Genomic DNA, 15,163 nt, shown 5'->3' with positions numbered 1-15,163 from the left:
CAAAAGCTCCCGAAAATTTTCGGGAGCTTTTTTATTACATTAAGCTGAACACGAACAACCGCCGCCTGTGCCGCATCCGCTGCCGCAGGAAGAACTGCTCGCAAAAAACGGATTGCTTACCGGAACTTTGACAGCTTCCGAAACGGAATGGCCGACAAGAAGGCTGATTTCATCAAGTAAATCCTGAAAATCATTTTCCGCCACTTTGAGTGCCGCAATTTGTTCATTCATATCGATCAGACGCTTTTCTGTTCGAATTTTTTTCATAATTATATTGTAATCAGGATGGTATTTGCCAAAGCGTTGTACATCCTCATATTGGTCTTTTAATCGTTGAAAGGCCATAATTTGTGCGCTTAATTCCGCATCCTCGTAAACTGCCTTTTTCGCAAGACGAAGGTTTTCGGCTTGCTCAGAGGAAAGGATCATCGCATTTAATTCATCGACCTCATCTAAAATAAAAACCCAATCAGAAGTCATGAGCATTGTTTATTCCTCCAATCTCACTTTATCATAACAGAATTGAAGGGAAAATCAATGATTGTTCAACCGACGCTTTTCCAATTGTCTTACCATTTCCCGAACAAATACTAAATCGGAAAAGTATTTTTGTTTGTCACCGATTTGCTGTGTTTTTTCATGACCTTTTCCTAACAGTACGATTGTATCGCCTTCTTCCGCATAATTAAGTGCGTGCTCAATCGCTTCTTTCCGGTTAAGGCATTCAATATACTCCTGGGTAGAAGAAAAGCCTTCACGGATTTGCTTATTGATCTGCTGCGGACTTTCATTGCGTGCATTATCTGTTGTTAAAATAATATAATCCGCATAAATGGAAGCAATCATTCCCATTTTCGGGCGTTTTGCCTTATCTCGGTTACCACCACAGCTAAACATGACAATTAACCGGCGCTTTGTATGTTTTTTCAAAGTTTGCAGAATCATTTTCATCGCATCCGGTGTATGGGCATAATCGACGACGATCGATAAGCCTAACTGGTTTTTCACATGCTCAAACCGACCTTCAGGCAATACTAGATTTCCGATAGTATTGCATATATCACTTAACGGAAAACCGAGCTGTGCAACACAGCTTACTGCCGCAAGTACGTTACTGCACTGATAGTCACCTACTAACGGGATGTTCACTATATGCTTCTCTTTCTTATGCTGAATACAACAAGTCGTTGATGCTGGTCCGTCAACTAGCGTTTGGAAAAAGTAGTCGACATGGCTTCCCTTGCCGAAAAAAATACGTTTGCCTTTTGTCGCTAAACCAATGGAACGACAAACACTGTCATCACTGTTGATAATATTTTTTTTCGCCAAGGTCGATAAAATCTGCTTGGATAGTTTGTAGCGTTCAAAACTACCATGGTCCTCAATGTGATCTTCTGTCACATTCAAGAAAATACCGATATCAATATCACAATGATCCAGACGATGTTTTTCCAGACCAACGGATGAAGCTTCCAGAACAACGTAAGGTACATCGAGACGAATCGCCTCTTTAAACAAAAACTGAATATTTTTCGCCTGCAATGTTGTCAGTGCTTCCATTTCCGGATAACATTTTTCCTGGTCGATAAAAACACCGTTCGTACCGATTACCATAGCCCGCTTATCCAACTGATTTAAAATTTGTCCGATAAAATGTGTAACAGTTGTTTTACCGTTTGTGCCTGTTACCCCAATCACGGTTAGTGCTTCTGCGGGGAAATTATAAATTTTTGCACTCGCATAGGCGATAAAACTCAAACAATTCGGTACCCAAATAATCGGTACAGGTAAATCGGCTTCATTAAAGTAATTTTCATCATCTACTACAATTGCTGCAGCACCCTTTTCCAAAGCGCTGTCAATATACGAAATACCACTCGACTTATTTCCCTTCCTTGCAATAAAAGCATCTCCGGGCGCAATAAGATTCGCATCGTCTTCCACTCGTTTTATTTCCACTCTAATGGAGCCCTTCATAGTGCACGGCCAATCTTTAATCAATTCTCCAATTTGCACGGTTTCACTCCTTACCATACTTTATGAAGACAAAAAAAAAACGCTACATATCGCAGCGTTTAATTTTTAATTTTTATTTTTGTTTCACATACAGCTGTGTATAGTAATTCATAAAAGCCCCGGATCCGATATGCGTAAACTCCTCATCCGTAAGCAATGTCCGGTGTTCCTTCGAGTTCATCCAGCCATGTATCACCTCAATGGCATCTTTATAATTTGATGCCACATTAACACCGTGGCGTTCATAATTCTGGTGTACTTCATTCAACTGGTCTTCAATCTTATATTCATCATTTGTTACTTGGGAATCCATCATTCCTAAAAGCATATGTTCACTATGATAATCCGCCACTGAAGCGAGCGAGTCTGAAGGGAGTAATGCTGGCAATTCGTATTGCAACCGCAAGGAATTTGCCAATTCCGTCAATTGTCTTCTGTGGGCCAAATTAATATCGATTTGCTGATAGCTTGACGGTGTGCTTGCTTCAAAAAGCTCTCCTATAAACTGCATCTCATACGGCTTATGTAATACGAGTGTTTCCCCATCTAGAAAACGGACACTGTATAATTGATTCGTTTCTTGATCTATGTATAATTGAGCGTAAAGATCCTCATATTTTACTAAAATACGATTATGTAAATCTTGTTCATTCATTGCAAACATATAAATATTATCATCGAGCTCAACGGTTATTTCCTGTCCCAATACTGTCGTACGATAAATATCGTCCAATAGCTCTCCGACTTGGAACGGTGCAATATCGAATTGACTATTATTTGTATAAATCTGATTTACACGGTCTTCCTTTATACTGACCATTAACAGTCCATTATCCGTATCATAAATCCACCATTCATACCCATATTCCGACGGATCGATTCGCTTCGGGATACTATAGGCTTCCAATACATCCTTCGAAGTTTTACCTATTAATGTAGAAATACCTGTAACCGGCCGCGGAAGAAACTGTTCAGTAGGCATGGAAGGTTCCAGTTCGACTACCGGTTTCGTAATGCTCGGCGGGCCTTCCAATAATTCGGTTTGCGAGGACTCCCCATTTGTATAATAAACGATAATCCCGATACAAGTTGCAATAATTAATATGCGAAATAAAACTTTCATTAAAATCCTCCACCATTATTTTAGGTAGTATAATTATACCAATTTTGGACACTATGACACAATGTTGTCATTGCATCAATTACCATTTTGTTCTATTATTAGAATTGACCGTAAACTTATGTACGATAGGCAAAGGGAGGATATAGAAATGTATTTTGAAAACACACAACTCGAACATGTTAAAGTTGACCAAGAAGTTTTAACGACAGTAATGGGCAAATTCGGCTTAGAATGCCACGGTGCATGGGACTATGACCGAATGACATTTGACCGCTGCTATGATGTACGTGAAGGTCGTTTTTATTTACGTGTTTTTTGTAATGCAGTATCAGGTGATGTAGGCGCACATAATGCAACTTTAAATATCAACAAACCTGCAATTGGAAAATACTATTATCCACACGGTGTTGAATACACAGATGAAGTATTCCCGGGACATCTTGTAAAAGAATGTGAAAAAGTACTGGCAGATGTTCGCAGAGAGCTATCAGCATACGGTATTTAATCCCTTTAAAAGCTGGCAATCCAACCCAGCTTTTTTTATTTGCAAAAAAGGCTCCCTATATCAAGAATAGGAAGCCTTCAATTTAAAATCCTAAAATTGCTTTAAAGACTGACGTCGTTTCGCCGCCTTCATAAATTACATAAAGCAGTGAATATACAATAACCCCGGTAATCGCTACGAAAAACCAAATAATACTTGTAATCGCACCAATTTTGCGGTGTAATTTCAGATTGGATTTAAGGCCTGAAATTATGCTTGTCAGACCGAATACTGCCCCAACTGTCGCTAATGTAATATGGAAAACTAAAAAGATTGTGTAATATATTTTCAGTTCATCCGGTCCACCGAAGGCCGTATTCCCAATAAATAGCGTACGTGATACATAAATGATAAAGAATGCCAAAGCTGAAACACCAGCTGCCAACATTACTTTTCTATGTGCTTCTACATTCCGCTTTGCGATCAATACCCATCCAATCGCTACAAGCACTGCACTAATAACAATAAATGACGTGCTTATTGTGGGTAATATAGGTAAATTCATTTGCAAATCTCCATTCTTTCTTAATAATCAATATGAACAACATCCTTATGTTGATTGCTCCAATTGTAACCAGTCTATCATTTCATTAGTACTGTGTTCTATTTTGAAACTCTTTTAAAGCATTATCTGTAATTTCCTGCTGATTCGAGCGCTCGGTATTCCACCACTTACGGAAAATTTTAAACAAAATAACCCCAAATATGATTTCCTGAATAATTTTCATCAATACGCCGCCGACTTGCTGATCACTTAATAAATCCATACTCGAGAACAGCTCAGGACCTGATAATGTAAGTCCTGATAATGTAGAGGAAGGAACACATAATTCCATTGCCTTCAGCCACATGTCACTATCACTGTATGTACCGTACATCGGGCTCGAAGCAAATATAATAAGCGCACAGGCTGGTGTGATTAATACTGCATTCGAAGCAATATACGCCAATTTATTCATATTCTTCATTTCATGCTGTCCATCAACATTATTCAATAATGGCCAGTACATAAAAATAGCTGAAATAAACAGAATCGCTGTGTAAGCAAGATGGTATACTTCATTTAATTTAATCGTGTCAAATACAGATGGTAAATGATAGACCGAAAATAAGCCAATAAAAACGATGATAGATACGAGCGGTTTAGTGAAAATTTTAAAAATCGTTCGCATTACCGGGGCTTCCACAACCACTTTCCAAACCCACCAAGGAATTCCTTTTATAAAGAAGATCGGCACCAATAATAGTAAAAAGGCCATTTGCGTCATATGCATTGTAAACATAATATGACCAAGCAAATCAATTGGAGATCCTTTAATTATATAAAAAGAAATGATTCCTGCTATAAAATAAGCTGCTTCACTTTTCTTTAATGGTTCACTTACTTTAAATTTTTCTCGCCATGTAACAGTCAGTAAAAAATAGAACGCCGTTACAATTAGTAAACACCCGAATAAATATGGGCTCCATAATGCTTGAAAACCGAATATACTTATTGGCATATGACCATGCTCCTTTAAATATCAGTAATTTAATCCCGCATTAACGGGTAGTAAAAGCCAGACTGGTTCGGGTCAACACGATGTTGGTCGCACAAGCTTTGTCACAGGACAAGACGTTTTCAGCTTATGTCCCTACTAAATAGTGGAAAATAAAGAAAACCCCACTAATAATACTTTCACTTTATTATAGATGGCAATTTCACCAACATCAATGAAAGAACTATGACAATTACTTGAATCAAACATGTATTTTCTATATAGGTTAGACATTACTATAAATAAAAGCAGTTTTACGTTATTTCCCTCTTACATATTGTCCTTTGGGTTCCGCTGTGGAAGTTCGCTTTCCAAAGAAGTCTGGCATCCCTGTTACAAACAGCTCCTGTTTGGCTACCAACATACCTGCTAAACAAAAAACGCCCCTAGCATTTGCTAAGGACGTCAATTGTTATGCGATTAGTTCCCCCACCAAATAATAGTTGTAAACGCCACGAAGAACGTAAACGCGATGAAGGCAGCACTCCAGATGAAGAATTCAATGACACCAACCATATGGGTAGTGCGGTCTTCCAAGTGCATAAAAGCATAAAGTTGCAGTACTACTTGTACTCCAGCCAATAATAAAATAATCGGAATGATAAATGTTGGAGCAAAATCAGCCAGTACAGCGGCAAATGCGATAAAAGTCAGGAAAATCATGATCGCAAAGTTTACTACTTGTTTACGCATATGCGCTTTGGCATGTTCTCTGTCATATTCGAATTGTGCCTGAGTACGTACTTCTACATGAGTTTCGTGTCCCATTTTATCCAACCACTCCCATCAGATAGACTACTGTGAAAATGAATACCCATACAACGTCAATGAAGTGCCAGTAAAGTGAAGCTGCAAAGAACTTCGGTGCGTTGTATAAGTTCAATCCACGGCTACTATTGCGGATGATTAATCCCGTAATCCAAACTAAACCGATAATAACGTGCAAACCGTGCATTCCTACGAGCGTAAAGAACGCAGAAGAGAACGCCGATTGTGTATAACCAAACCCAATGTGTATATAGTGCTGGAATTCATAGATTTCCAGTGCAAGGAAGCCTAAGCCTAATAATACTGTAATCCCCATCCAAGTACGGACACCGGAGTAGTTAAAGTTTCTCATATGGTACATCGCATATACAGATGTTAATGAAGATGTTAATAATAACATTGTCATCACAAACGCCAACGGTAACTCATAAAGTTCTTTTGCCGAGAATTCCATCCCTGCCGGACCGCTATCTTTAAGCGCGATATATGTAGCAAATACACTCGCGAATAGTACTGTATCCGATGCCAGGAAAATCCAAAGTCCAACTAACTTGTTTTTCCCTTCCATAGTAGCTTGTTCAGGGTGTTTCGGCCAAGTTTGTGGAGTAAATTTTTGATTAATATCCATTACTTGATGCCCCCTTTATTACCTGTTGCACGGTAGTGAGCTAAATCCGCTTCCACTTGTTCAATTTCAGCAACTGTTACATGGAATCCTAAATCGTCTTTGAACGAACGAATAATCATACATGCGATTGTTAATCCAAGACCACCAATCATCAATGCTAAAGAAACGGCAGGTGTTGTACCTGTAGCTGTACCAGCCTGTACTTGATCTCCCCATGGGCTGTAAAGAGCACCAAATGCGGCAATCATCATTCCGATTGACATAATAAATGGCAGAATTGAATTGTTTGGCATATGAATTTCACCTAATGGCTCAGCATAAACCATACCTTCTTTATTACCTTCTTCTTTTTCAATCCAATAAGGATCATAACCACGAATAAGTGGTGTTTGTTTAAAGTTATAGAATGGCAGCGGTGTTTCAAGCGCCCACTCAAGTGAACGACCATCGCCCCAGTAATCACGACGGTTAACCGGTTCAGATTTGATCGATAATATTGCGTCGATTACTAATAATATTACCCCGATTCCCATCATAATAGCACCGATTGACGAGATAAAGTTGAATAAATCCCAACCTTGCCCTTCCATGTAAGTGAATACACGACGCGGCATACCCATTAATCCTAAGAAATGCTGGATGAAGAACGTTAAGTGGAACCCGATGAAGAACATCCAGAAAGTAATCATTCCCAGTTTAGGATTTAATGCACGGTTAAACATAATTGGCCAGTAGAAATGTGCTGAACCGAATAAACCTGTTACGATACCACCTACGATTACGTAGTGGAAATGCGCAACGATAAAGTAAGAGTCATGCAGCTGATAGTCAAGTGGTGCAGTTGCCTGCATTACCCCTGTAACCCCACCAGCAACGAATGATGGAATAAATCCAAGTGCATAAAGCATTGGCACTGTTACTTTAATCGAACCGCCCCAAATTGTAAGGATCCAGTTGAATACTTTCATCCCAGTCGGAACAGCGATCGCCATTGTAGCAACAGCGAAAATTGCGTTCGCAGTAGCACCTAAACCAACTGTGAACATGTGGTGGGCCCATACCATGAACCCTAAGAAACCGATTAGAATTGTAGCGAATACCATTGATGAGTATCCGAATAAACGTTTACGAGCGAAAACCGGAATAATTTCCGAGAATAAACCGAATGCCGGCAATACTAAGATGTATACTTCAGGGTGACCGAAAATCCAGAATAAGTGCTCCCAAATAATTGTATTACCACCCATTGTATGATCGAAGAAGTTTGCCCCAAACATACGGTCAACTAACATTAAGAACAATCCACCAGTAAGTGGAGGGAATGCGAATAAAATTAAAGAACTTGCTACTAAAGTCGTCCAAGTAAATAAAGGCATACGCATGAACGTCATACCTGGTGCACGCATCGTAATGATTGTTACGATGAAGTTAATACCTGAAATTAACGTACCTGCACCCGAGATTTGCAGACCAAGAATATAGAAGTCGATACCATGGCCCGGTGAATATAAAGATAATGATGCATAAGAAGTCCAACCTGCATCAGGTGCTCCACCTAAAAAGAATGATAGGTGAAGGAATACTGCACCAATAAAGAACAGCCAAAATCCTAATGAGTTCAGGAATGGGAATGCAACGTCACGTGCTCCAATTTGAAGTGGCACGACCGCATTCATAAAGGCAAATATTATTGGTGTTGCTGCTAAGAATAGCATCGTTGTGCCGTGCATTGTTAATAGTTCGTTAAACAGGCCTGCAGAAATGAACGTACTTTCAGGGAACATTAATTGAATACGCATCAGTAACGCTTCAAATCCTGCAATTGCGAAGAACAATGTACCGGCTGCTAAATACATGATTGCGATCTTTTTATGATCGACCGTTGTTAAATAGTCCCATACATGTGCTCCAAAGCCCTTTTTCTGTGTAACAGAGCTCACACCTTTAACCTCCTTCAATGTTTCTCTCTAATGTAGAATTACTTTTCAACTGATAATGTCATTAAATATTCAGCAATTGCTTGCGCTTCTTCCCTAGTAACATCGTATTTACCAGTCATTGTGTTACCTGGTTTAAACGGTTCAGGATCAACAATCCATTCAGTCGTATTTTCAACTGTATGCTCCAAGTAACCAGCCACACGGTTACGGTCACCGAAAGTTGTTAAGTTAGGACCTAATCCATTGCCTGCAACACCGGATACTGCGTGACATCCTAAGCAAGAGTTAGCAAATGTCGCTTCACCTAAATTAGAAGACTCTTTATCTGCTGTAGCTCCTTCAGTTGCCTGCATTGCTGCAACCCATGCGTCAAACGCTTCGGGTTCAAGTGCTTTTACTTTGAAGTCCATTAAAGCGTGTGAAGGACCACATAACTCCGCACATTTACCGTAGAATACGCCTTCACCATCGTTTAATCCGGCTGATTCTTTATCAAACTTTAAATAGAATTTGTTAATACCATCAACGTTCGTATCCATTTTTCCGCCAATTGCCGGAATCCAGAATGAGTGCTTTACATCAGATGCGATTAAGTTGAAGTATACTTTTTCATCAGTAGGAACAACCAGTTCCTGTGCTGTAATAATTCCTTGGTTTGGATATTCAAACTCCCACCAGTATAACTTTGCCGTAACATTTACAGTAAGTGCAGTATTGTTACCGCTTTCGTCTACTTCGTCCATTGCCGCAACGTTCGAGAATTTATACGTATAGTGCAGCGTTGGAACAGCTAAGACTAATAATAAAATAATTGGAATAACTGTCCATATTACCTCTAAAGTATGGCTGCCTTCCACTTGCTTCGGCATATGGTCTTCGCCAACTTTTGAACGGCGGAATTTAAAGAAAGCAACTAAATAAATTGTCGATACAACAATAACGACTAACGCCATAATAGCTATGGATAGATATAAGATGTTTAATTGCTCTTTACCGACTTCACCAGATGGACGAAGCGTCGAGATATACTCTTCACCACATGCTGAAAGGAATACTGTCATTACTGTTAATAACGAGAATAAACGCCATTTTTTAAGCCCTTTCATCATAGCTTAATAAACCCCTCTTTCTTTGTTGTATTTTCATGTGTAACCATGACTGCGGTTATGTCTATGTGAATTCTTGTACAGTGTAATACTGTACTGGAAAGAATCCCGATTTTTTAGCCGCCCATTACTTGCTGCTTCCCTTTATTTTCAAATATTGATTAGTCTCCTATTCTTCTAACCGACTTGATTCAAAAGCAGACGATTAGCAAAATTCTAATATATTTGAGTAAAGTTTCACTGAAATGATTTGGCTCAGAAAATGATAAGCCCTCACATGCTGACAGCAGTCACTGCTATCGGTTACAAAAGTCCGCTTACGCATAAGTAGGATTTTGAAATTACTGAGACATTTTTACTTACATCCCATTTCACTGCCAACTTCTAGTTTATACTATTTCGCTAGAAAAATAAGCAAAAAATCTAGAAAACTTCAATTCTTCTTTAAGTCTTCATTAAAGTGATGACCAATTTCTATCTTATAAGTGCAAGAAAACTTAAAGAATAATTGTGATAAAATAATCTATAGTTCGACGGGATTTTGGTAAAAGGGTCCAATAACTTACTTCTCCTTTCAAATTTGTAAGCATATTCCGTTACCATAACTATATCTAAATTTGGATAGGATTTCTAGACGTTTCATGAAATTTCAAACTACTTCGCGACAAACTTGACGAAACGTGAAGAAATCTATATCAACATCTATATAGTAATGTATTTTTTGCCAATATTTGTGAATGCAAGGAGACGAATTTATGAACAATTTGTGAAAAAATGGTTGCGTTTACAATCCAATCCTTAATACGGTTGTATTTTTCAAATATTTTCGCTATTATCTACAATTAGAGACGCTCTTTGTAGCGAAGCGAAAATTAAAGTAGGTGAGCTCATTTTATGCATCAAAAATATTACAAATTTCTAAAATGGTTTGCTGTTTTGTCTACCCTCGGCATGTTGCTCATCCTTCAAGGTGGAGCACTAGTTACAAAGACTGATAGCGGTTTGGGCTGTGGAAGAAACTGGCCGGACTGCAACGGTTCATTAATACCGAAAGAAATTACGACAGAAGTATTAATTGAATTTTCTCACCGCCTTGTAACGGGTTCAGTATCCATTTTTATTCTTATTCTCGTTATTTGGACATGGCGTGCGCTGGGCCATATACGGGAAGTTAAACTATTAGGGTTTTTGGCGCTATTCTTCCTTGCTCTTCAGGCACTCATTGGGGCTGCCCAAGTATTATGGGGACAAGGTGACTTTATTTTAGCGTTACATTTCGGGATTTCATTGATCTCATTTGCGGCTGTACTGCTGCTTACCTTGATTGTATTTGAAGTCGACAAAAAGTTTGATGCCGATCGATTGTACATGAGCAGGAAATTAAAAATACATACTATTTGCGTTACTTTATATTCATATATAGTTGTTTATACAGGGGCTCTTGTACGTCATACCGATGCTAGTCTTGTTTGTCCGGACTGGCCGTTCTGCCGTAATGATCAGCCGATGACGATACCATACAATATGTATGAGTGGGTTCAGATGGGGCACCGTTTTGCAGTGTTAATTTTCGTAATTTGGATTGCCTATATTGCCATCCATGTTATCAGAAATTACAAGAGTCAGCGAATCATTTTCTGGGGCTGGACAATTGCTCTATCACTTGTCATCTTCCAAGTGATTGCCGGCATGCTCGTAGTCTTGTTGAAACTTCACTTATTCGTTTCATTAATGCACTCGTTACTAATTACACTTCTATTCGGTTTATTATGTTATTTGATTATGCTCGTTTCAAGGTCTAAATAAATTGAATAGATTTGATAGTTACTAGAAAAGGGAGATTGCTAAGTGCCGTCTTCCTTTTCTTTTGTTGATTTTAGCGAAATAACCAAATTGGAAGGGCGCCAATATTTATATTCAAAGCCTCATGTCCCATGGGAAGCGTCCGCAGCAGAGAACAATGGTTTTCAACAATAAACAAAATAAAGCGCCGCAAATTTTTAATCCAAATTTGCGGCGCTTTACATTTTAATCCAGCCTGATGAGTTCTATTCTAATTCAATCAGCAGATCGCCTGTAGAAATGGCGTCTCCTGCTTTTGCATAGATTTCTTTTACAATGCCGTCTTTTGGCGCTTGAACGGTTGTTTCCATTTTCATCGCTTCAGTAATTAATAAATGTTCGCCACGTTTGACTGTGCTTCCTTTATTAACTACAACTTTTAACACAGTACCTGGCATTGTTGCACCAATCTGGTTCGGATTTGAAGGATCGGCTTTCAATGCGATGCTGCCATCTACTTCAACTGTTAAGTCTTGAATTACCAGTTCACGTGATTGACCATTCAGTTCAAAGTAAATTATACGTGTGCCGTCATGCTGCGGTTCACCAATCGATACAAGCTTCACAATCAGTGTCTTTCCTTTTTCGATTTCCACTTCAATTTCTTCGCCAAGTTTCAAACCATAGAAGAATGTTGGTGTATCGAGTACAGAAACATCACCGAATGCATTTACTGCATCAATATATTGCTCAAATACTTTCGGGTAAAGCGCATAGGCCAATACGTCTTGTTTAGACGGAGCCCGTCCACATTTTTCGGTTAATTCTGCTGTCAGCTGATCAAAATCAACCGGCGGCAATAATTCTCCCGGACGAACTGTAATCGGTGTACGATCCTTCAATACAACTTTCTGGATTTCTACCGGGAATCCGCCATGCGGCTGTCCTAAATAGCCTTGGAAGAATTCAATCACGGATTCAGGGAAATCAATCGTTTGTCCTCGCTCAACAATATTGTCTTCCGTTAAATCATTTTGCACCATAAATAATGCCATATCCCCTACTACCTTTGATGACGGTGTTACTTTTACAATATCACCGAACATTAGATTTACACGGGAATACATCTTCTTCACTTCATCCCAACGGTCGCCTAAACCGACTGCTTTTGCTTGTTGCTGCAGGTTACTGTATTGACCGCCAGGCATTTCATGTACATAAATTTCAGAATGTGGTGCATTCATGCCACTTTCGAAATCTGTATAATATTTACGAACATCTTCCCAGTAGTACGATAATTTTTCCAGGCTTTCAATATCTCCACGTACATTACGTTCAGAACCCTTCATTGCATAGTACAATGAGTTGGCGCTTGGCTGAGATGTTAAACCAGCCATTGAACCTAATGCTGTATCAATAATATCAACACCCGCTTCAATTGCTTTCGCATATAAGTAAATACCATTTCCGCTCGTATCATGTGTATGCAAGTGGATTGGCAGACTAGTCGCATCTTTCAGCTCGGAAATAAGTCGGTATGCTGCCTGTGGTTTCAGTAATCCCGCCATATCTTTAATTGCCAGAATATGCGCACCTGTTGCCTCTAGCTCACGTGCCATATCTTTGTAGTATTGAACCGTATATTTCGCACGGCTGTCATCTAAAATATCGCCTGTGTAACAGATGGCCGCTTCCGCTACTTTTCCGCTATTACGTACTTCATCAATCGCTACTTCCATTCCTTTAATCCAGTTCAGCGAGTCGAAAATACGGAAAACATCCACACCTGAAGAAGCGGATTCCTGAATAAACTCACGAATCAGATTATCAGGATAGTTCGTATAACCTACCGCATTCGCTCCGCGTAACAGCATTTGAAACAGAACATTCGGAATTTTCTTTCTAAGTTTTTCCAATCGGTCCCATGGATTTTCACTTAGGAATCGGTATGCAACATCAAACGTTGCCCCACCCCACATTTCAAGTGAGAAATAATCATGCATCAGACGAGATGTTTCGTCTGCAATTTCAAGCATATCCTGTGTACGCACACGCGTTGCAAGCAACGACTGATGGGCATCACGGAATGTCGTGTCTGTCAGTAAAACATCTTCTTGCTCTTTAATCCATTTCACAAGCCCGTCTGCACCCTGCGCATCAAGAATTTGCTTTGTGCCTGCTGGAGTAGGAATAAGAATGTCTACTTTTGGCTTATCAGGCTGTACAAAAATCGGCTTTGTACGTTTTTCAACACCTGGGAATCCATTTAATGTGACATTTCCGATATAGTTTAATAGTTTCGTACCACGGTCTTTACGTTCAGGGAATTCAAATAATTCCGGTGTCGTATCGATAAAGCTCGTGTCAAACTCGCCTTTTATGAATTTTTCATGTACTACAACATTCCCTAAAAATGGAATATTTGTTTTCACACCTCGAATACGGAATTCGCGTAAGTTACGGTCCATTTTCGCTGCTGCTTCTTCAAACGTCATTCCCCAAGTCGAAATTTTTACAAGCAAGGAATCATAGTATGGTGTGACAACAGCACCCTGGAAGCCATTTCCTGCGTCCAGACGAACACCAAAACCGCCACTAGAACGGTATACCATCAGTTTCCCTGTATCCGGCATAAAGTCATTTGCAGGGTCTTCCGTTGTTACTCGAGACTGAATCGCATAACCGAACAGCGGAATTTTGTCCTGTGCAGGAATTCCTACTTCTTTCGAATGAAGGTCAAGCCCTTCTGCAACTTTAATTTGTGCATGCACAATATCAAGACCGGTAATCATTTCTGTAATCGTATGTTCAACTTGAATACGCGGATTTACTTCAATGAAATAAAATTGATTGTCTGCAACTAAAAACTCGACAGTCCCTGCATTAATATAGCCGACTTTTTTCATTAACTTAACAGCCGCATCACAAATATCATTGCGGAGCTGTTCGGAAATGGAATTTGATGGTGCAATTTCCACAACCTTTTGATGACGTCGTTGAATCGAACAGTCACGTTCATATAGATGCACAATATTGCCGTGTGTATCCCCGATGATTTGTACTTCAATATGCTTCGGCTTAATTATCGCCTTCTCCACATATACTTCGTCCGATCCAAATGCTGCTTTTGCTTCAGATTTTGCACGCTCATAAGCTGATTGCAGTTCTTCTTTGGAATTGACTAAACGCATCCCACGTCCACCGCCGCCAAGAGCCGCCTTAATCATGATCGGGAAGCCATATGCTTCACTAAACTGTTCTACTTCCTCTAAGTTTGCTACAGGACCGTCTGTACCAGGTATAACCGGGATTTCCGCAGAAACTGCCTGTTCACGTGCTTTTACTTTGTCACCAAACATATCAAGATGCTTTGAAGTCGGTCCAATAAACTGAATACCTTCCTCTTCACAACGTCGTGCGAAATCAACATTCTCCGATAAAAAGCCGTAACCAGGATGAATCGCATCCACATTGGCCTCTTTTGCAATTTTGATGATGCCTTCAATATCCAAATAAGCATCTATCGGTTTTTTACCTACGCCGATGATATATGCTTCGTCTGCTTTATAGCGGTGATATGATCCGCTATCTTCACGGGAATAAATTGCCACTGTTTTAATATGTAACTCATTACAGGCGCGTAAAATACGGATTGCGATTTCGCCTCGGTTTGCAACTAAAATCTTTTGAATCGACTTCATTTCTCCTTAACCCCCAA

Annotated in this window: 12 protein-coding genes; 2 read left to right on the top strand and 10 right to left on the bottom strand. The window is 39.5% G+C overall.

Annotated features, from left to right (window positions below; all coding sequences use genetic code 11):
* Positions 1-39 precede the first annotated feature (39 nt).
* From MKY27_RS04135 to MKY27_RS04125, 3 genes are read right to left on the bottom strand one after another with little or no spacing between them, the layout of a single operon-like run.
* Positions 40-486 carry a YlbF family regulator gene (locus MKY27_RS04135; RefSeq protein ID WP_339197995.1) on the bottom strand — a complete coding sequence of 149 codons (447 nt, stop codon included), beginning with the start codon at positions 484-486 and terminating at the stop codon, positions 40-42.
* A gap of 48 nt (positions 487-534) precedes the next feature.
* Positions 535-2,034 (bottom strand): UDP-N-acetylmuramoyl-L-alanyl-D-glutamate--2,6-diaminopimelate ligase, encoded by a 1,500-nt coding sequence (locus tag MKY27_RS04130; RefSeq protein WP_339197993.1) that lies wholly within the window; start codon positions 2,032-2,034, stop codon positions 535-537.
* Positions 2,035-2,089: 55 nt separating this feature from the next.
* Positions 2,090-3,139 (bottom strand): CAP-associated domain-containing protein, encoded by a 1,050-nt coding sequence (locus tag MKY27_RS04125; protein ID WP_339197991.1) that lies wholly within the window; start codon positions 3,137-3,139, stop codon positions 2,090-2,092.
* 148 nt (positions 3,140-3,287) lie between these two features.
* Between MKY27_RS04125 and MKY27_RS04120 the strand changes: the two genes are divergently transcribed.
* A complete protein-coding gene (locus tag MKY27_RS04120) occupies positions 3,288-3,644 on the top strand; it encodes a YugN family protein (RefSeq protein WP_008403436.1) in 357 nt (118 codons plus the stop codon).
* Positions 3,645-3,726: 82 nt separating this feature from the next.
* Here the strand turns inward: MKY27_RS04120 and MKY27_RS04115 are convergent, their stop codons facing one another.
* The 6 genes from MKY27_RS04115 to coxB all read right to left on the bottom strand — a co-directional run bounded on the left by MKY27_RS04115 (position 3,727) and on the right by coxB (position 9,666).
* Positions 3,727-4,188, bottom strand: a complete 462-nt coding sequence (locus MKY27_RS04115; RefSeq protein ID WP_339175422.1) for a DUF420 domain-containing protein — start codon at positions 4,186-4,188, stop codon at positions 3,727-3,729.
* An 85-nt stretch (positions 4,189-4,273) separates the two neighbouring features.
* A complete protein-coding gene (ctaG, locus tag MKY27_RS04110; RefSeq protein ID WP_339175421.1) occupies positions 4,274-5,185 on the bottom strand; it encodes a cytochrome c oxidase assembly factor CtaG in 912 nt (303 codons plus the stop codon).
* Positions 5,186-5,641: 456 nt separating this feature from the next.
* Entirely contained in the window at positions 5,642-5,989 is a 348-nt protein-coding gene (locus MKY27_RS04105) for a cytochrome C oxidase subunit IV family protein (protein WP_339175420.1), read from the bottom strand.
* A 1-nt stretch (position 5,990) separates the two neighbouring features.
* Positions 5,991-6,617: a cytochrome (ubi)quinol oxidase subunit III gene (locus tag MKY27_RS04100; RefSeq protein ID WP_339175419.1), complete on the bottom strand. Its 627-nt coding sequence runs from the start codon at positions 6,615-6,617 to the stop codon at positions 5,991-5,993.
* Positions 6,617-8,557 carry a cytochrome c oxidase subunit I gene (locus MKY27_RS04095; protein WP_339175418.1) on the bottom strand — a complete coding sequence of 647 codons (1,941 nt, stop codon included), beginning with the start codon at positions 8,555-8,557 and terminating at the stop codon, positions 6,617-6,619. Before MKY27_RS04095 ends, MKY27_RS04100 begins: the two co-directional genes overlap by 1 nt.
* A 38-nt stretch (positions 8,558-8,595) precedes the next feature.
* Positions 8,596-9,666, bottom strand: coding sequence for a cytochrome c oxidase subunit II (gene coxB, locus MKY27_RS04090; RefSeq protein ID WP_339197990.1), 1,071 nt, complete (start codon positions 9,664-9,666; stop codon positions 8,596-8,598).
* 891 nt (positions 9,667-10,557) lie between these two features.
* Between coxB and MKY27_RS04085 the strand changes: the two genes are divergently transcribed.
* On the top strand, positions 10,558-11,469 hold the full coding sequence (locus MKY27_RS04085; RefSeq protein ID WP_339175416.1) for a heme A synthase: 912 nt from the start codon (positions 10,558-10,560) through the stop codon (positions 11,467-11,469).
* Between the two features lie 242 nt (positions 11,470-11,711).
* On the opposite strand, the gene pyc is transcribed toward MKY27_RS04085, so the two are convergent.
* Positions 11,712-15,146 carry a pyruvate carboxylase gene (pyc, locus tag MKY27_RS04080; protein ID WP_339197987.1) on the bottom strand — a complete coding sequence of 1,145 codons (3,435 nt, stop codon included), beginning with the start codon at positions 15,144-15,146 and terminating at the stop codon, positions 11,712-11,714.
* Positions 15,147-15,163: the final 17 nt, after the last annotated feature.

It is taken from the genome of Solibacillus sp. FSL R5-0449 (assembly GCF_037975215.1).
In the GTDB taxonomy this organism is placed as follows: Bacteria; Bacillota; Bacilli; order Bacillales_A; family Planococcaceae; genus Solibacillus.
The sequence above is the reverse complement of the archived record's forward strand: the minus strand, read 5'-3'. Positions and strand labels throughout refer to the sequence as shown.